This window comes from Shuttleworthella sp. MSX8B (assembly GCF_000524295.1).
GTDB classification, from domain to species: domain Bacteria; phylum Bacillota; class Clostridia; order Lachnospirales; family Lachnospiraceae; genus Shuttleworthia; species Shuttleworthia satelles.
Genome location: NZ_JAQT01000032.1, coordinates 41419 through 59287, shown reverse-complemented (window position 1 = coordinate 59287; position 17869 = coordinate 41419). Strand labels below are relative to the sequence as shown.

Annotated in this window: 15 protein-coding genes; 14 read left to right on the top strand and 1 reads right to left on the bottom strand. The window is 54.7% G+C overall.

The window, feature by feature from the left end; all coding sequences use genetic code 11:
• Window positions 1–134 precede the first annotated feature (134 nt).
• From HMPREF1508_RS07620 to HMPREF1508_RS07565, 12 genes are all read left to right on the top strand, one after another.
• Entirely contained in the window at window positions 135–1310 is a 1176-nt protein-coding gene (locus HMPREF1508_RS07620) for a helix-turn-helix domain-containing protein (protein ID WP_044960952.1), read from the top strand.
• 143 nt (window positions 1311–1453) lie between these two features.
• A complete protein-coding gene (locus HMPREF1508_RS07615; RefSeq protein ID WP_044960951.1) occupies window positions 1454–2509 on the top strand; it encodes a D-alanine--D-alanine ligase family protein in 1056 nt (351 codons plus the stop codon).
• An 83-nt stretch (window positions 2510–2592) separates the two neighbouring features.
• On the top strand, window positions 2593–4278 hold the full coding sequence (locus HMPREF1508_RS07610; protein WP_049906938.1) for a UDP-N-acetylmuramoyl-tripeptide--D-alanyl-D-alanine ligase: 1686 nt from the start codon (window positions 2593–2595) through the stop codon (window positions 4276–4278).
• A gap of 160 nt (window positions 4279–4438) precedes the next feature.
• Window positions 4439–5098: an NUDIX hydrolase gene (locus tag HMPREF1508_RS07605; protein ID WP_044960950.1), complete on the top strand. Its 660-nt coding sequence runs from the start codon at window positions 4439–4441 to the stop codon at window positions 5096–5098.
• Between the two features lie 245 nt (window positions 5099–5343).
• On the top strand, window positions 5344–6036 hold the full coding sequence (locus HMPREF1508_RS07600; RefSeq protein ID WP_006906745.1) for an iron-sulfur cluster assembly scaffold protein: 693 nt from the start codon (window positions 5344–5346) through the stop codon (window positions 6034–6036).
• Between the two features lie 27 nt (window positions 6037–6063).
• The gene (locus tag HMPREF1508_RS07595; RefSeq protein ID WP_044960949.1) at window positions 6064–7074 is read left to right on the top strand and encodes a GGGtGRT protein; all 1011 of its coding nucleotides are present in this window, start codon (window positions 6064–6066) and stop codon (window positions 7072–7074) included.
• A 338-nt stretch (window positions 7075–7412) separates the two neighbouring features.
• Window positions 7413–8330, top strand: a complete 918-nt coding sequence (locus HMPREF1508_RS07590; RefSeq protein ID WP_156923206.1) for a CPBP family intramembrane glutamic endopeptidase — start codon at window positions 7413–7415, stop codon at window positions 8328–8330.
• Between the two features lie 12 nt (window positions 8331–8342).
• Complete coding sequence (locus HMPREF1508_RS07585; RefSeq protein WP_044960947.1) at window positions 8343–11870, top strand: DNA polymerase III subunit alpha; 3528 nt, start codon at window positions 8343–8345, stop codon at window positions 11868–11870.
• A 133-nt stretch (window positions 11871–12003) separates the two neighbouring features.
• Complete coding sequence (gene pfkA / locus HMPREF1508_RS07580; protein WP_006906741.1) at window positions 12004–12978, top strand: 6-phosphofructokinase; 975 nt, start codon at window positions 12004–12006, stop codon at window positions 12976–12978.
• A 196-nt stretch (window positions 12979–13174) separates the two neighbouring features.
• Entirely contained in the window at window positions 13175–14011 is an 837-nt protein-coding gene (locus tag HMPREF1508_RS07575; protein ID WP_044960945.1) for a TrmH family RNA methyltransferase, read from the top strand.
• Between the two features lies 1 nt (window position 14012).
• Entirely contained in the window at window positions 14013–14282 is a 270-nt protein-coding gene (locus tag HMPREF1508_RS07570) for a hypothetical protein (protein WP_044960943.1), read from the top strand.
• Window positions 14283–14318: 36 nt separating this feature from the next.
• Window positions 14319–15002, top strand: coding sequence for a GTP pyrophosphokinase (locus tag HMPREF1508_RS07565; RefSeq protein WP_044960942.1), 684 nt, complete (start codon window positions 14319–14321; stop codon window positions 15000–15002).
• On the opposite strand, the gene HMPREF1508_RS07560 is transcribed toward HMPREF1508_RS07565, so the two are convergent.
• Entirely contained in the window at window positions 14950–15810 is an 861-nt protein-coding gene (locus tag HMPREF1508_RS07560) for a lysophospholipid acyltransferase family protein (RefSeq protein WP_049906936.1), read from the bottom strand. The two genes, HMPREF1508_RS07565 and HMPREF1508_RS07560, sit on opposite strands and share 53 nt — an antisense overlap.
• A 375-nt stretch (window positions 15811–16185) precedes the next feature.
• Between HMPREF1508_RS07560 and HMPREF1508_RS07550 the strand changes: the two genes are divergently transcribed.
• Entirely contained in the window at window positions 16186–16434 is a 249-nt protein-coding gene (locus HMPREF1508_RS07550; RefSeq protein ID WP_006906734.1) for a Veg family protein, read from the top strand.
• 19 nt (window positions 16435–16453) lie between these two features.
• Window positions 16454–17716 carry a coiled-coil domain-containing protein gene (locus HMPREF1508_RS07545; RefSeq protein WP_044960940.1) on the top strand — a complete coding sequence of 421 codons (1263 nt, stop codon included), beginning with the start codon at window positions 16454–16456 and terminating at the stop codon, window positions 17714–17716.
• Window positions 17717–17869: the final 153 nt, after the last annotated feature.

Genomic DNA, 17869 nt, shown 5'->3' with positions numbered 1-17869 from the left:
ATGATAAAATCAAATCAGGCAGATTTTTATTCATGGCAGCAGACAGATGGAAAAGTCGCGTCTCGTTGTCTTTGGGGGAGAATAAAAATTCGCGAGGCAAATCGTAAGAACTGTTTGTTAAGGGGAGGTATGTTATGACAAAGATGAGAGGCCCGGCCTATGCCAGGCCTGGTTTTACGTGCAACCAGGATCAGATCGGGGGACTGATCCGGCAAAGAAGAGAGGAACTTGGTATTTCCCAGACCCGATTGTGCGAGGGGCTCTGCTCCTGCAGCACCATGTCCCGCATTGAGACAGGAGAGCAGATGCCCGGATTTCGCCTCTTGATGCAGATTCTGGACCGACTGGGTTTGCCCATCGAGTTCTGCTGGTCCTGCTCGAATACGGAGGAGTATCTGACCGAGCAGATCAAGCAGAGACTCTATCGGCTGCTTGAGCTTGGGATCCTGGAGGAAGACCCGGACTGGCTCTGGATCTTAGAGCAGCTGGCACAGCACGATGATCTGGCCGCAAGACAGTACCTGGAACTGCTGGGGCTTCTGGAGATGATCAAGGAGAAGCGCCAGATGATTCAGGCCCGGGGCGAGAACTTCTTCCCGGGTAGGGGGACGATGAAGGCGGAGAAGGCGTCGGAGGCTGCAAGGCAATGGGATAATGTAACGGTCTCCTTTGACAGATATCATAGAAGTAAAAAGCTGGCGGAGGGAGAAGAAAGATATGGGATACATCAGCGTTTTCTGAAGGAGAACAATGCGATTGACGCGGAACAGATCCGCTTCTATCACAGACTGGAGCAGGCGGCATTACAGGCGATGGCGATCACCCGCAGGGACTTCGATCCCATGGCCTCCATCCCGGCCATGGGGCCGGATCGCCTGGAGATTCATCTGTTGAATATTCTTGGTCTGGTCTATCTCTATGGAGGGGAAGGCAGGAAGGCGGCCCATCTTCTGGGCGGCGTTATGACAGTGATCAAGGAGAGAAGCCGCAATCAGGTTCCCCTGCGCAGATTGCTGGCGGTCGCTCAGAACAATCTGGCTCTCTGCTATGCCTCGAGGCAGATCTATGAGTTTGCCCTCATTTACGTCAATGAGGCAATCTCTAATATGCGGAGGGATGGGAGCGCTCTGCTTCTGGCAAGACTTTTGCGCACGCATATGGAGATCCTGCGGGCGATGGGAGATGAGGAGGGATATCAGCGAGATCGGCGATCCATCCACGGAATCTGCACGCTTCTGCCCGGCCGCAAGGTGGACGAGCTGGAAGAACAGCGGATTATGCAGAGACCTCTCGGGATCGCCATTCTGTGACAGGTCTCGGAATCGCCATACTGTGACAGGATCCTTGCGGTTTTGCCCTGTATGAAGTACACTTGACCAGACATTTGAGTCCTGCGGATGCAATGCCGCGGGAGCTTTTCGCACCGGTTCTCGGATATGAAGGAGCGTTAGAGATGAAGATTGTTGTTCTGGCAGGTGGCTTAAGTACCGAGCGGGATGTGTCTTTCAAGTCCGGGGATATGGTGGCAAGGGCTCTTCGCCGCAAGGGACATCAGGTTCTGCTTTTGGACGTCTTCATGGGCTATCGGGACGCGGAGTGCGATATCAGCGACATCTTCGACCGGGCGGAGGAGGCCTCTGTCAAGGTGGAGGATATCCCAAAAACAGCGCCGGATATTGCGGCCATCCGTGCCGGGCGTAAGGATCAGTCCAAGACCTTCTTCGGCCCTAATGTGATCGCGATCTGTCAGGCGGCCGATATCGTCTTCATGGCTCTGCATGGGGCCGATGGAGAGAACGGAAAAGTACAGGCTGCGTTTGACCTCTTTGGCATTCAATATACAGGGAATTCTTATCTGCCCTGTGCCATTGCCATGGATAAGGGAGTGGCCAAGACCTTCTTTACAGCCTATGGGATACCGACGCCCAGCGGAATCACATTAGAGAAAGAGGAACGTCAGGACGCGGCTAAGAAGGCAAAGATTCACTATCCCTGTGTGGTCAAGCCCGCCTGCGGAGGATCTTCTGTGGGAGTCACAATTGTCGAGGACCCCGGTCGGCTTGAGGAGGCCCTGGATGAGGCCTTCTACTGGGAGGACGAGGTTGTCATTGAGGAGTATATCAAGGGCAGGGAGTTCTCTGTCGGCGTCATGGAGGATCAGGTTCTTCCCGTGATAGAGATCGCTCCCATCCGGGGATTCTATGACTTCAAAAACAAGTACGCGGCGGGATCCGCGGTTGAGACCTGCCCCGCGGACCTGCCCCAGGAGACAAGCAGGCTCATGCAGAAGTATGCCGCAGATGTCTGCAAGGCGCTGGGACTGACGACGTATTCCCGACAGGATTTTCTCCTGGATGAATCCGGCCGCATCTTCTGTCTGGAGGCCAATACCCTTCCGGGCATGACACCGACTTCTCTGCTCCCCCAGGAGGAGGCGGTTCTGGGCATGTCCTATGATGACCTGTGTGAGGAGATCATTCGCATCTCCCTCAAAAAATATCAGAAATAAAATGAGACCGAATCAGATTCCAAACCCTCTGTACCATTGCGGACAGAGGGTTTTTTGTGCAGAATAGGAGAAGTTAAGACAGGATGGATCAGAGAGGGGAGAGTAAGATGAAGAACATGACCCTGGCAAATATTGCGGCTGCCTGTGGAGGAGAGCTGATCTTTCCGGCTGAAGAGCCTTACGCAAACGGCCGTGTGAAGGCCGACTATGAGCGGCTGACCATTGCCGGAGTGGTCACAGACAACCGGCAGGTGGAGAGAGATTTTCTCTTTATCCCCTTTGTCGGCGAGAAGGTAGACGCCCATCGCTTCATTCCCCAGGCCTTCGAGCAGGGGGCAGCCTGTTCCCTCTCGGAAGAGGATTTGATGACGGATCCCGTCGGCCCCTGTATCCGTGTGGAGAGCTCGCAGAGAGCCCTGATGGACATTGCCGCGTATTATCGCCGGCAGTTGAAGCTTCCCCTGGTGGGTATCATCGGCAGTGTGGGAAAGACCTCAACCAAGGAGATGGTAGCCTCTGTATTAAGTCAGCACTACTCTGTTCTTAAGACGGAGGGGAATTTCAACAATGAGATCGGCATGCCCATGACAGTCTTGAAGATTCGCGACCATCACCAGGTCGCCGTTGTGGAGATGGGAATTGATAACTTCGGGCAGATGTCCGCCCTGGCCGCCGTTGCCCGTCCAAATATTGTCGTTATTACGAATATCGGCGAGGCGCATCTGGAATTCATGAAGACCAGAGACGGGATCCTGGCCTCTAAGACGGAAGTTTTTGACTATCTGGCGGACGGGGCAAGCGTTATTTTAAACGGCGATGATGACCATCTCAACTGTATCCGCAGGGCAGGCGGCGCCAGAATTATCTTTTATGGTCTGGGAGTAGATTCCTCCGCGGCTGCCAGGGAGAAGGATAAAGACAAGCTGGCCCGGCTGAATGGGCAGATCGCGGAGCATCTGGCTAAGGCTAAGGATCGAGACGGTCTGGCTGACGGCTGTTTTGATATGAGCGCCGCCTATACGGACCAGGAGCGCCTGGCCAGGGAGACCTATCGAGCCGAGAATCTGTCGGCCCTGGGCATGGATGGGGTGTCAGCCTCCTTCATTACACCCGAAGGGGATTTTGAGGCAGTCATTCCCATTCCCGGTGAGCACAATGTCTACAACGCGCTGGCGGCTGCAGCTGTCGGACAGAGCCTGGGACTTGATTTGGATGAGATCAAGGCGGGGATGGAGACGGCCAGCACCATTTCCGGCAGGGCTCATTTTCTGCATCTGGGCGGGCTGACGCTGATTGATGACTGCTACAATGCCAACCCCTCTTCGATGCGGGCCTCTCTTGCGGTTCTGGCAAGGGCAAAGGGACGCAGGATCGCCGTCCTGGGAGATATGGGGGAGCTGGGAGAAAATGCCCCCGCTATGCACTACGAACTCGGGGAAAGAGCGGCAGAGGAAGGGATAGATATGCTCTATGCCGCAGGCGCTCTGGGCCGGGAGATCGCAAGAGGGGCCAGTGATGCCTCTTTGAACAGGAGGGAGGAAGGAGCTTTCTTTGCTGGGGAAGGGGAAGGTGTCCATCGGCGCGAGAAGCCGATGGAAATCTATGCCTGTCCCGATCGGGACGCATTGCTGGCGGATCTCCTTGGCCGGCTCAAGGAGGGTGATACCGTTTTAGTCAAGGCGTCACATTTCATGGGCTTTGAGGAAGTGGTGAAGGCGATTCAAGAGAGTTATGGAAAAGGGGACGCCCATGGCGGAGACAAAGAGTAGTAAATGGAGATAGGTCATAATTATAGGAGAGCGGAGCGCCCCTGACGGGGACAGAGAGTAGAGAACGGGTTTGCTTTGGGGCGGGCGTCGATGGATAGGATCTTCGCTGCTCTGGAGCGAATTTACTCTTGATCAGTTTGATGGAGACAGAGGAGGAAGGATGGCTACGATCAGGCGGATCCATAAGATTACGGATGAGAAGTTCCTGAACATGTATATTCTGGAGGGAGAGAAGAAGACTGGCGCTCCCATGCGCTACCAGCTGGCCTCCCGTGCCGGACGGGTGGAAGATTTGAAGATGAAGTCGCAAAAAAAGGATGCGGACGCGGTGATCGTCTATGCCCTTTATGCGGGAGAAGAAGCCTTCGACTCAAAAGATGAGGCGGCCTGTCAGAGCCTTCGCGAATCCGCGGATCTTCGGGTTGTGATGGTCCGTCAGTACCGGGCGGCAGTGGACTCTTTTGTCTATGAATTGCCCGCCGGCCTGGTCGATCCGGGAGAGGACATGCGCCAGGCCGCGGCTCGGGAGACCTTCGAGGAGACCGGACTGAAGCTGGATATACTGGATGTCGATCCCATCTTTGAGAAGGCTCGCTTCACAACGATTGGTATGACGGACGAGAACAACGGGATCGTCTACGGCTACGCCTATGGCCTGCCTGATACAGCGCATGAGGAGGACAGCGAGGAAATCGAGGTGATTCTGGCCGATCGAAAAAGAGTCAGAGAGATCCTGGCGAAAGGCAAGGTCAGCATGCCGACGGCCTATCAGCTCATGCATTTTCTGGGGGAGGGGGATCCCTTTGCCTTCTTAAGCTGAGCAGAGGAACTCAGGCGTCTGCCCCGGGAGGCCATGAAATGGAATTTGCGGGGGTTTTCGGAGAGGCGGAAGGCGAAAGAATTGCTTTTAGGGCATGGATCTGTATGAGAGCCTGCGTGGGCGCAGAGTCCGCGTGGGAAAAGAAGTGCTAGACGAAGCTCCTCAGATGTGTGAAGATATTAACGATATGCGCGGTATGTGGGAGTACCGCAGTGTATTGTTGCATCTATGAAAGGAGTTCAACGATGATCTACACAACAGAAGTACAGAATATGTGCCCGATCGCCAAGGGCGCAAAGCATGAACCGGCTCCCATCCCCGAGGAGGGAAAGTGGGTTCATGCCAAGCAGATTGGCGATATCTCAGGATTCACCCATGGCGTTGGCTGGTGCGCGCCGCAGCAGGGCGCCTGCAAGCTCTCTTTGAACATCAAGAACGGCATCATTGAGGAGGCCCTGATCGAGACGATCGGATGTTCGGGAATGACCCATTCCGCCGCGATGGCAGCGGAGATCCTCCAGGGCAAGACCATTCTCGAGGCCCTCAATACCGACCTTGTATGTGATGCAATCAATACCGCAATGCGCGAGCTCTTCCTTCAGATTGTCTATGGGCGCTCTCAGTCCGCCTTTTCTGATGACGGACTCGCTGTCGGCGCCGGCCTTGAGGACCTGGGCAAGGGCCTTCGTTCTCAGGTTGGAACCATGTACGCGACCAATTCCAAGGGAGTCCGCTATCTGGAGATGACAGAGGGCTATGTCACGGACCTGGCTTTAGATGAGGACAATCAGGTAATCGGTTACAAATACGTCTCACTCGGTAAGATGACAGACTTTATTAAGAAGGGTGACGATCCCAACACAGCATGGGAGAAGGCCAGGGGCCAGTATGGCCGCATCGATGACGCTGTTAAGTTCATCGATCCCCGTAAAGAGTGATCATTCGAGAGGAAGGAGACGATAATCATGGCATTATTTGAGAATTATGAGGGAAGAATCGAGAAGATCACTTCCGTGTTAAACAGCTATGGGATCAAGGACATTGAGGAGGCTAAGAAGATCACAGAGGACGCCGGCCTCGATGTCTATCATATGGTAGAGGGAATTCAGAATATCTGCTTCGAGAATGCCAAGTGGGCTTATACGGTCGGCGCGGCCATCGCGATCAAGAAGGGCTGCCGCAGGGCTGCCGATGCAGCCGCCGCAATCGGAGAGGGACTGCAGGCTTTCTGTATTCCGGGCTCGGTCGCAGACCACCGCAAGGTAGGACTTGGCCATGGAAATCTTGGTAAAATGCTCCTGGAGGAGGAGACAGAGTGCTTCTGCTTTTTGGCAGGACACGAGTCCTTTGCCGCAGCCGAGGGGGCGATCGGCATTGCAAGCAAGGCCAACAAGGTTCGCCAGAAGCCCCTGCGCGTGATCTTAAACGGACTGGGCAAGGACGCCGCCCAGATCATTTCCCGGATCAATGGATTCACCTTTGTAGAGACACAGTACGACTATCACAGTGCCAAGCTGAACATCATCAGTGAGACTCCCTACTCCAAGGGGATACGCGCGTCCGTCAAGTGCTACGGAGCCGACGATGTCCAGGAGGGCGTTGCGATTATGCATCAGGAGAATGTCGGCGTATCCATCACCGGCAATTCCACGAACCCCACCCGCTTCCAGCATCCCGTCGCAGGCACCTATAAGAAGGAGTGCAATGAGATGGGCAAGAAGTACTTCTCAGTTGCGTCCGGCGGCGGCACCGGCCGTACCCTGCATCCCGATAACATGGCCGCAGGCCCGGCTTCTTACGGTATGACCGATACCATGGGCCGCATGCACTCGGATGCACAGTTTGCGGGTTCTTCCTCTGTCCCTGCCCATGTTGAGATGATGGGCCTGATCGGTATGGGGAATAACCCCATGGTCGGGGCAACGGTTGCCGTAGCTGTTTCTGTCGAGGAGGCCGCTAAGGACGGAAAGTTCTAAAGAGCTGCGCAGATCAGAAGACTTGCGCAGGCCCGATGAGGCGATAAGCAGGAAGACTGCGGTCAGGCGAGAGATTCCCCTGGCCGCGGTCTTTTTTGTGCAGCATCGTTTGCTGTACGCCGCATAGATTTTCTGCATATTCCATTTTTGCCGCAGACAGTATCGTTTGCTGTACGTCGCATAGAGTTGCTGTCTGTCGTGCGCGGCATGATTTTGCTGTCTGCGAACGGAATCAATCAGCGGGCTGCGACCGGAATAAATCGGAGGGCACACTGCAGAAGAGGGGGACACTATGCTAGAATAGGTTGGTGAATGAGCTGAACAATGAGGACAAAAGCATGCCCGATAACAATCGAAATCTATCACCCAAAGACACACGCCGGCCCCGTCGGAATACCGGCTGGAATATCCTTCTGCCCTTTCTGGCGGCGGCCCTGGTCCAGAACCTGGTGGCGGTTTTTGCCAGTCAGATCCTGGTGGTGGATCAGGCCATTCACTTCGAGGGAGGCTCCTATGCCGATTTCATCCGCTCCTCTTTTGAGCGGATGCAGGGGCAGGCTTTTACCAGCCTGACCCTTCTTGTCTACGCTTTTATCTGCGTGATCTGGTTCGGCATATGGTATCGCAGGGAGTTCCTCCAGACACAGAAGCCGGCCAGGGATTACAGATGTCTGGTCCGTCAGTACAAGCACTGGTCCTGGATGCTGATCCCGGGGATCCTGCTTTTTATCCTGGGAGCTCAGTACCTGTCCACTTATATCATGAACACTCTGGCAGCCCTGGTTCCCCAGTGGATGGCTGAATATCAGGGGATCCTGCGCTCGTCGGGACTGGATGACATTCAGACCTCCCTTCCCATGATCCTCTATGCCGTCTGTCTGGGCCCTGTCTGCGAGGAACTCTGCTTTCGAGGTCTGACCATGAGTTATGCCCGCCGCGTCGGTGGATTCTGGATGGCAAACATTCTCCAGGCCCTGCTCTTTGGTTTCTTCCACATGAATATGCTGCAGGGGACCATGGCCTTTCTCCTTGGGCTGGCTCTGGGTTATGTCAAGGAGAAGTCACAGAATCTGACGCTGGTGATTCTTCTGCATATGGCATTTAACGCCACGAGCGCCTTCATCCCCGGACTTGTTATCTCCGCGGATAATCCGGTCAGTTATTTTGTCTGCCTGTTTGGCGGACTGATCGCGGCTTACGCGGGGCTGGAGCTTTTGGTTCGCGGCAGCTCTCCACGGATTGTCGAGGTAGAGTGAGAGGAGTTGTAAATGTCCTTTGTCCATCTTCACAGCCACACCCAGTTCAGCCTCCTGGACGGATCAAATAAGATCCGCGATTATGTGAGCCGGGTCAGGGAACTGGGAATGAATGCCGCGGCGATCACCGACCACGGTGTCATGTACGGCGTGATTGAATTTTATAAGGAGTGCCAGGCGCAGGGAATCAAGCCCCTGATCGGATGTGAGGTCTATGTCGCGACCGGCTCCCGCTTTGACAGAAATTCCGGGTCGGCGGGAGAGGATCGCTACTACCATCTGATTCTGATCGCCGAGAACAACCGTGGCTACGCCAACCTGATCAAGATCGTATCCGCGGGATTCGTGGACGGCTACTACTATAAACCCCGCGTTGACCGGGAGATCTTAGAGCGCTATCACGAGGGTATTATCTGCACCTCCGCCTGCCTGGCGGGACAGGTGCAGAAGTATCTGCAGAGAGGTCAGTATGAGGCGGCGAAGGAGGCGGCCCTCTGGCACGAGAATACCTTCGGCCATGGCAACTACTATCTGGAATTGCAGGATCACGGACAGGCCGTCGACGGACGCGTGGTTCAGGAATTGATCCGCCTCTCGGGGGAGACCGGGATTCCTTTGGTGGCGACCAATGACTGCCACTATACCATGGCTGAGGACTGGGAAGCTCACGATGTCCTGCTCTGCATTCAGACAGGCAAGAAGATCACGGACACAGACCGCATGCGCTATGAGGGCGGTCAATACTATGTCAAAAGTGAGGAAGAGATGCGCAAGCTCTTCCCCTTCGCCCCGGAGGCCATCGAGAACACCCAGAAGATTGCCGACCGCTGCCAGGTGACCATAGAGTTTGGCGTGACCAAGATGCCTCACTACGCGGTGCCCCGGGGCTATGACGCCTGGACCTATCTCAACAAACTCTGCTATGAGGGGTTAGACCGGCGCTATGGGGATGGGGCGGACGCCCTGAAGCCCCAGTTAAGCTACGAGCTGGGCGTCATCCAAAAGATGGGCTATGTGGATTACTTCCTGATCGTCTGGGACTACATCAATTACGCCAGGACCCACGGCTGTACCGTCGGCCCCGGCCGCGGGTCCGCCGCCGGTTCTCTGGTGGCCTATACGACCGGGATCACGGATATTGACCCCATCCGCTTTCAGCTTATTTTCGAGCGCTTTTTAAATCCGGAGCGAGTCACCATGCCGGATATCGATGTGGATTTCGACTATGAGCACCGGGGCGACGTCATCCGCTATGTCACTGAGAAATACGGGGAAGACGCGGTCACACAGATCATCACATTTGGAACGCTGGCGCCTAGAAATGCCATTCGAGATGTGGGGCGTGTCCTGGATCTCCCCTATGGCCTGGTGGATACGGTGGCCAAGTCTGTTCCGCAGGAGCTGAAGATCACGATTGACAAGGCGCTGAAGGCCAATCCGGAGCTGAAGAAGTCCTACGATGAGGACGAGGAGGTCCATAATCTGATTGATATGGCCCGGAAGCTGGAGGGCCTCCCCCGCAATTCCTCTACCCACGCCGCCGGTGTGGTAATCGCGGCCAAGGCAATGGATGAGTATGTGCCCCTGGCCAGAGGAACCGACGGAAATGTCGTCACCCAGTTCAATATGATTGAGGTGGAGGAGCTTGGCCTGCTCAAGATGGATTTTCTGGGGCTTCGCACCTTAAATGTCATTGCAGATGCCGTTCGGGACGCCAGGGCCAATCATCCCGGGCTTGACCTGGATATTAACCGGATCCCCTATGACGATCCCGAGGTCTACGCCATGATCGGCAGGGGCCAGTGTGAGGGGGTGTTTCAGCTGGAGTCCGCCGGCATGAAGTCCTTCATGAAGGAGCTCAAGCCCGCCAATCTGGATGACATTATCGCGGGAATCGCCCTCTACCGGCCCGGCCCCATGGATTTTATTCCCCGCTATATCAAGGGCAAGAAGAATGCGGACGCCATCGTCTACGACTGTCCCCAGCTCAAGCCGATCCTGGAGTCGACCTATGGCTGTATTGTCTATCAGGAGCAGGTGATGCAGATCGTCCAGCAGCTGGCCGGTTATTCCCTGGGCAGAGCGGATCTGGTTCGCCGCGCCATGTCCAAAAAGCACGCGGATGAGATGGAGAGGGAGCGCCATAACTTCATCTTCGGGAACAGGGAAGAGGGTGTGGCCGGCTGTCTTGCCAATGGAATTTCCGAAGCAGTTGCCAGTAAGATCTACGATGAGATGATGGATTTCGCCAACTATGCGTTTAACAAGTCCCATGCGGCCTGTTACGCGGTGATTACCTACCAGACAGCCTATCTCAAACACTACTATCCCAGGGAGTTCATGGCAGCCCTGATGACGACCTTTATTAACCAGTCGGACAAGGTATCTCAGTATATTGCCCATTGCAGGGAGATCGGGATTGAGGTTCTGCCCCCCGATATCAACTCCGGGGATGGGCGCTTTGTGGCGGATGACAAGGGGGTTCGCTACGGAATGTATGCGATCAAGAGCGTCGGACATCCGGTCATCGACGCCATTGTCGCGGAGAGAAATGCCCGCGGGCCTTTCAAGACCCTCGAGGATTTCCTGACCCGGGTGTCCGACAAGGCGGTCAATAAGCGGTCTGTCGAGAACCTGATCAAGGCGGGAGCCTGTGACTCCCTGGATGGAAATCGCAGGCAGATGACCTATATCTTTCCGACGATTATGGATCAGGTTAGCTCTGAGAAGAAGCACTCCATGGCCGGACAGATGAGTCTCTTTGATATCGCCGGGGAAGAGGGCAGAGAGGATTTCGCCTTTAAGATGCCGGATGTGGAGGAGTTTGACAGGCAGCAGCTGTTGGCCTTCGAGAAGGAAGTTCTGGGGATCTATGTCTCGGGACACCCCCTGGAAGACGATCTGGATTTGATCCGAAAGAATACGAGCGATAATACACTGGAATTTCGGCTGGATCAGGAGAAGGGACAGGCTCCGATCCAGGACAAGAAGCAGGTGGTTTTAGCGGGGATGATCACTTCCAAGAATGTTCGCTTCACCCGCAACAACCAGCCCATGGCGATCCTCAACCTGGAGGACCTCTACGGGACGGTCGAGCTTGTCGTCTTCCCGAAGGCCTTCGAGAGAGTTCGGGATTTTCTGGAGCTGGACGCCAAGGTCTTGGTCTATGGCAGAGCAGGTGTGGAGATCGACAGGGATGCCAAGGTTCTGGTTGAGGATCTGGTTTTATTTGACCAGGTGCCCCGGGAGATATGGATCCAGATCCGGGATCAGGGTGAGTACGATGAGAAAGCGGACGCGCTGAAGAAGCTCTGTCAGATTTCGCGGGAGCGTCAGGCCGTGGCCGGATCCGCCGATTTGATCATTTATCGCAGAGCAGACAGGGCGATCCGCCGTATGCCGGCGGACTGGCAGATGGGGACAGATTCGGAGTCCCTGGTCTCTCTTGGTCAGCTGTTCGGACAGGACAATGTCAGACTTGTCAGCGGCAAATATTTATTCGGCAGAAAGCGGCAGGGATATCGCCCGGATCGGCCCTAGCAGAAGAGCGTGAGGGGAAAGAGAAAAGATGATCAGAGAGCGCCTCATAGGACCCTGACTCTTCTTCTCTATTGAAAAGAAAGAGGATGGGCGGTAAAATGAGCCCGATATGTAGAAACTGGAGGAAGAGTCCATGGTGAAAGAGATTAAATGCATTGGCGTGTTGACCAGCGGAGGCGATGCGCCCGGAATGAATGCAGCCATTCGCGCCGTTGTTCGAAAGGCGCTGGCAGCCGGCCGGCAGGTCAAGGGAATTCATCGGGGTTATGCGGGCCTGCTCAACGAGGAGATTGTGGAGATGAACGCCCACAGTGTCTCTGATATTATCGGCAAAGGTGGGACGATCCTTCAGACGGCCCGTTGCCTGGAGTTTGCCCAGGAAGAATATCAGAAGAAGGCTGCCGATATCTGCAAGAAGCATGGGATTGACGGCCTGGTTGTCATCGGAGGCGACGGATCCTTCAAGGGGGCGCAGAAGCTTGCCGCCCACGGGATCAACACCATCGGCCTGCCCGGAACCATTGACCTGGATATCTCATGTACCGAGTACACCATCGGCTTCGACACGGCAGTGAATACCGCCATGGAGGCGATCGATAAGGTGCGCGATACATCGACATCGCATGAGAGGTGCTCCATCATTGAGGTGATGGGACGGGGGGCTGGCTACATTGCCCTCTGGTGCGGTATCGCCAACGGCGCTGAGGATGTTCTCCTCCCGGAGATCTATAATTATGATGAGCAGTCCATTGTGGACCATATTATCGCGGATCGCCGCAGAGGCAAGCAGCATCACATTATTGTCAACGCGGAGGGCATCGGACACTCCATGTCCATGGCCAAGAGAATTGAGGCCGCGACCGGAATCGAAACCAGAGCAACCATCCTGGGTCACATGCAGCGGGGGGGGTCTCCCACGGCTAAAGACCGCGTCTACGCCTCCACCATGGGAGCTATGGCAGTGGATCTCCTCTGTGAGGGTAGAACAAACCGGGTTGTGGGCTATAATCATGGCGAGTTCCAGGACTTTGATATTGACGAGGCCCTGGCGATGAATAAGGACTTGGACAAGTATCAGGTGGAGATTTGCCGCGTCCTGTCCAATTGATGGACCAAGAGAGAACAGGCAGTAAGAAGCGGGACCAAAGAGATAGAGGAGGCAGGCGGCTGCTCCCTCTATTTTCTTATGGAAGGGTCCTGGCCGTAGAAGCGGACCTGCTGCAGACTCATTGGAAGCGGGACAGGAGGCAGGAATAGATCCCTGTCGTAGAGCTGTCGGTTTTTTCAAAGGGAAAAGGTGAACAATGATCTCAAGTACATCCAATGAACATGTCAGACAGGTTTGCCAATTGCAGAAGAAGAGCAGGATTCGCCGCAAGGAGGGACTCTTTGTGGCGGAGGGGCTTCGCATGGTCTGCGAGACCCCGGCGGAGCTGGTCAGAGAGATCTATGTCTCAGAGCGCTTTCTCGCAGAGCACGGAGAGGACAGGGTCTATCGGGATTTCCTGGACAGCCTGGAAGCGGGCCGAAATCAAAACAGAAAAACGCAGGGCGGACAAACAGGTCCGCTGGAAGTCTCGGACCCTGTGATGGAGTACATGTCCGATACCGTGACACCCCAGGGAATCCTGGCAGTGGTTCGACAGCCCGCCTATCAGTGGGAGGAGCTTCTGGGCGGACACAAGACCCTTCTCATGATTTTAGAAAACATTCAGGATCCCGGAAATCTGGGGACGATCTTTCGCACGGCAGAAGGAGCGGGAGCAACGGGCATTCTGATGAGCAGAGATACGGTGGATCTCTTCTCCCCCAAGGTGATTCGGTCTACCATGGGTTCCCTCTATCGGGTTCCCTGGCTGATCACAGAGGATTTGCCCTCCTGTCTTAAGAGGGCCAGGGAGGCAGGCATTTGTCTCTACGCGGCTGACCTGCAGGCCAAATGTGATTATGATCAGGCGGACTGCCGGACAGCCTGCGGATTCTTGATCGGCAATGAGGGAAGCGGACTGAGGGAAGCGACGGCGGCCCTTGCGGATGTCAGAATCCGTATCCCCATGGGGGGACGATTGGAGTCTTTAAATGCGGCGATGGCGGCCGGAATCCTCATGTATGAGGCGGCAAGACAGAGAAGGCGAGGATAAGATGAGGATTGACTTTCGGGAGATTGCCTCGGGCAGAAATATCGCTGATTACACGGTGGAAGACAAGAGTAATCAAAGCCGGACCAGGAAGATTTATGGAGCGATCGAAGAGGCCTGCTATGCCCTTGATCTTCCCAGGCCCATCTGGCTGGATCAGAATATTCGCGAGTTCAGGCGGCACGCGAAAACGCGTTTCGGGCAGGACTCTTTCATGGAAGAGCTCTCCTTTGACTTCCTGGAGATTCAAGTGCTTGAAGAAGATCTATGGTAAAATAGAAGGAGTGAGTACCAGGCCGGGAGGTGGAAGATGGAAGCTCTTGAAGCGATCGGCGAGGGGCCGGACAGCTGGAATACGATGATGCTCCTGTACAATGCGGCGCTCAAGGAGATCAATACCAAGGTTGAGATCCTGATCGATGAATTTCAGCATGTGCACCGCTACAATCCCATTGAGTATGTGAAGTCAAGAATCAAGTCCCCTGAGAGTATTGTGGCCAAATTAAAGAGATACGGCTATGAGCCGACCATTCATAACATGGTCCAGTACTGCAATGACATCTCGGGAATCCGTATCGTGTGCTCCTTTACCTCTGATATCTATCGAATTGTTGAGTCGATTCAGAGACAGAATGACCTGCGGATTCTCCAGGTCAAGGACTATATTTCCAAGCCCAAAGAATCCGGCTATAAGTCTTATCACCTGTTGGTTTCTGTGCCTATTTTCCTGTCAGATCGGGTGGTGGACACCAAGGTGGAGATCCAGATCCGCACCATAGCTATGGATTTCTGGGCCTCTTTGGAGCATAAGATCTATTACAAGTTCGAAGGCAAGGCCCCGGCTTATATCAGCAGAGATCTGAGGGAGTGCGCGGATTTCGTCTCTATGCTGGATGCCAAGATGCTCTCCCTCAACGAGGCCATCCAGGCGGCCAAAAAGGTCAACGAGGAAGAGGCTGAGGCGGAGCGGAAAGCCACGCGTCCTGCAGACTGACGCCGGGGTTGGAGGGGGAGGCCTTGCCTGCGGCAAATTCTCTCAGTTCCCGGGCAGAGGCCTCGTGCTGCCAGACTTCTCCGTTTTCCAGAAGCATTCCTGCCAGACAGGAGCGAACCTGATCGGGGAGCCGGCGGATGGCCTGGCGGTCCAGATCCGCGGTTTCAATGGCGGGGCCGAAGGTCAGGATCAAAGTGGATTTGCGCGTCCAGGGCAGGCGGGGGAATTGATCCTCCAGAGCTCTGGAGCTGTTGCTGATGGCAACCGGTATGATGGGGGCGCCTGATTTGCCGGCAATCTTAAAGCTGCCCCCGTGGAAGGGTAGCATGGAATCGGTCTTGGACCGGCTGCCCTCGGGGTAGATGAAAATGGAGTGTCCGCGCCCGAGCATATCAATGGCTTCCAGGACCATTTTCAGGCCCTCACGGGTATTTTTACGGTCCAAAAAGAGGACATCAAGACAGGACATCCAGGTGGACAGAAGGGGGATCCTGGAGAATTCCTTTTTCCCGATATAAGAAGTGGGACCGGGCAGCAGGGGAAGAGTACAGAGGACATCGAAGAAGCTCCGGTGGTTGCCCATATAGATAAGAGCCCTGTCCCGGGGAATATTCTCCAGACCGCGGATGACCAGTCTGACGCCCACCAGCCGCTGGATCATAGTCACAGCCCAGGATAAGATCCTGTGGCTGACGCGCCAGGCTGAGTCGGGAGATGCCTTGTGCCAGAGCCAGAGCGCGAGAAGCAGAGGGCTGGTTACAAGCAGAAAGAGGATGACAAAAAGAAGGGTGATGATGCCTCGGATCATTGCGGTCTCCTTTGAAAGATCAATTCACATGATGACCCTATCATATCATATGAAGGGGATAAAATTCTTCCGGCGGGCCAAGCTGCTTTGGAGTATTTTAGGGAAGAAGACGAAGCAAATGTTACAGATAAATAACCGGGTCGAAGATCAGGGAAATGGCACGGAATAGGCAAGCCGGGCTGCGGATCATGACACGGGATAGGCAAGCCGGGCCGAAGATCAGGGAAATGCTACCGTATCAAAATCAAGTAAATGTTACAGAACTTTGACAAAATACAGATGAGATGTTATCATAGACCAAAATGTGATCCGCCTTATCTGGAGCTCTTGACTCTGGCGTCTATCGCGTGGATCCGACACCAGGAAGGATAATAGATGGAAACTTCAGACTTCGATAAGGTACGGGCTTCCGTTGCCCAGAGCTGCGGCAGCAGAGTTCGTCTTCAACTCGATCGCGGAAGGAACAAGATCGATGTTCAGGAAGGCGTGATTCAGGAGGCCTATCCAAGTGTCTTCACGATTTTGGTGGATGACAGAGAAGAGAGGAAACCGGCTCAGCTTCTGAGTTTCAGTTACACGGACATTATTACCAAAGAGATTCGCATGCAGTTGTGCGAGGATTGAGGATTAAGGAGTTTTCAGAATGCGCAGACGTACTTTTCAGCTGGCAGCCAAGGGAATTACCTTTTCGCTTGTTTTGACATCAGCCCTTGTGATGATGCCTGCTTCCTATCCCCAGGTAGAAGCGGCGGAGATCAGCGACATTGAGGCTCAGCAGGCACAGGTTCAGAGTGAGCTCGCCTCTTTGGACAGTAATCTGGTGCAGGTGGTCAAGCAGCTGGAGGATCTGCAGACGCAGATCTCAGACAAACAGCAGGAGATCGCCAGCACGGAGCAGAGCATTAAGGACGGGCAGGCCGCTGCGGATCAGCAGTATCGGGATATGAAGGCCCGTATGAAGAGCATGTATGAGACAGGGGATAATAATTCCCTCCTGGCCATCATGGCGGAATCTGGCAGCCTGGCCGAACTGGTCAGCCGCGTGGAGTACTCCAATCAGCTTTACACTTATGATCGAAATCTTCTGGGTTCTTACAAGGCGACCGTAGAAGAGGTGACTGCCCTCAAGGGGTCCCTGGAATCCGAGAAGGCTGAGTTGAGCGCTCGTCAGGGAGAGCTGAAGACGACGCAGACCAATCTCAACACCATGATTTCTTCCAAGCAGGGGGAGGCGAGCAATTTGTCCGCCCAGCTGGAGGAGGCCAAGGCCTTAGCTGCAAAACAGGCGGAACTGGAGCGCCAGAAGCAGGAGCGGGAGGCTGCCGCGAGACTTGCGCAGATTCAGAGCCAGAATCGCACTAACCAGACCAGACAGGCGAATAACAGTCAGGACAATTCCAACAACAATGGTGGAAATACTTCCAGGAAGAACTCGAACAATGGAGGGAACACCACACCTTCAAAGAATACTACCAATAAGAATACCTCCACGAACAGGAATAATAGCAGCAATACGACAACAGAGCGCTATTCAGGCGGGAACGCTATCGTCGCTTATGCCTGCCAGTTTGTGGGACGCAGGTATGTCTGGGGAGGAGCGTCATTGACCAATGGAGCGGACTGCTCCGGCTTTGTCGGCCAGGTGATGGCGCATTTCGGCCTACTCAGTCAGGCGCAGGCAGACAAACACGGTTATACCTCAGCGAGCCTGGTAAATGTGGGTAAGCCGGTGGCCGAGAGGGATATGCAGCCGGGAGATATCATCTGTTACCCTGGCCATGTGGCGATTTATGCCGGCAACGGAGTTGTCGTTGAGGCTCAGAATGAGCAGTGCGGAATCCGCTATGGCCGCCCTTATAATAAGTATTTCGGCTCCATCACCGCGATTCGCCGTCTGGGCGTCTGAGACAGGGCACTAGATTTTAACAGGAACATCTATTTCAATTAAGAAGAATTGACTGGCAGGCCGGCCACTATCAATCGTAATCTTGCGCTTGACGCAGATGCGCTGATAGTGGTCGGTCTGTTAGTCTGACAAAAGAGGGTCTGTCTTCTCCCG

Bases quoted from the DNA above. Each gene is read 5' to 3' on its own strand.
- HMPREF1508_RS07620 (WP_044960952.1), top strand. From the start codon at position 135: ATGACAAAGATGAGAGGCCCGGCCTATGCCAGGCCTGGTTTTACGTGC.
- HMPREF1508_RS07615 (WP_044960951.1), top strand. From the start codon at position 1,454: ATGAAGATTGTTGTTCTGGCAGGTGGCTTAAGTACCGAGCGGGATGTG.
- HMPREF1508_RS07610 (WP_049906938.1), top strand. From the start codon at position 2,593: ATGGATCAGAGAGGGGAGAGTAAGATGAAGAACATGACCCTGGCAAAT.
- HMPREF1508_RS07605 (WP_044960950.1), top strand. From the start codon at position 4,439: ATGGCTACGATCAGGCGGATCCATAAGATTACGGATGAGAAGTTCCTG.
- HMPREF1508_RS07600 (WP_006906745.1), top strand. From the start codon at position 5,344: ATGATCTACACAACAGAAGTACAGAATATGTGCCCGATCGCCAAGGGC.
- HMPREF1508_RS07595 (WP_044960949.1), top strand. From the start codon at position 6,064: ATGGCATTATTTGAGAATTATGAGGGAAGAATCGAGAAGATCACTTCC.
- HMPREF1508_RS07590 (WP_156923206.1), top strand. From the start codon at position 7,413: ATGCCCGATAACAATCGAAATCTATCACCCAAAGACACACGCCGGCCC.
- HMPREF1508_RS07585 (WP_044960947.1), top strand. From the start codon at position 8,343: ATGTCCTTTGTCCATCTTCACAGCCACACCCAGTTCAGCCTCCTGGAC.
- pfkA (WP_006906741.1), top strand. From the start codon at position 12,004: ATGGTGAAAGAGATTAAATGCATTGGCGTGTTGACCAGCGGAGGCGAT.
- HMPREF1508_RS07575 (WP_044960945.1), top strand. From the start codon at position 13,175: ATGATCTCAAGTACATCCAATGAACATGTCAGACAGGTTTGCCAATTG.
- HMPREF1508_RS07570 (WP_044960943.1), top strand. From the start codon at position 14,013: ATGAGGATTGACTTTCGGGAGATTGCCTCGGGCAGAAATATCGCTGAT.
- HMPREF1508_RS07565 (WP_044960942.1), top strand. From the start codon at position 14,319: ATGGAAGCTCTTGAAGCGATCGGCGAGGGGCCGGACAGCTGGAATACG.
- HMPREF1508_RS07560 (WP_049906936.1), bottom strand. From the start codon at position 15,810: ATGATCCGAGGCATCATCACCCTTCTTTTTGTCATCCTCTTTCTGCTT.
- HMPREF1508_RS07550 (WP_006906734.1), top strand. From the start codon at position 16,186: ATGGAAACTTCAGACTTCGATAAGGTACGGGCTTCCGTTGCCCAGAGC.
- HMPREF1508_RS07545 (WP_044960940.1), top strand. From the start codon at position 16,454: ATGCGCAGACGTACTTTTCAGCTGGCAGCCAAGGGAATTACCTTTTCG.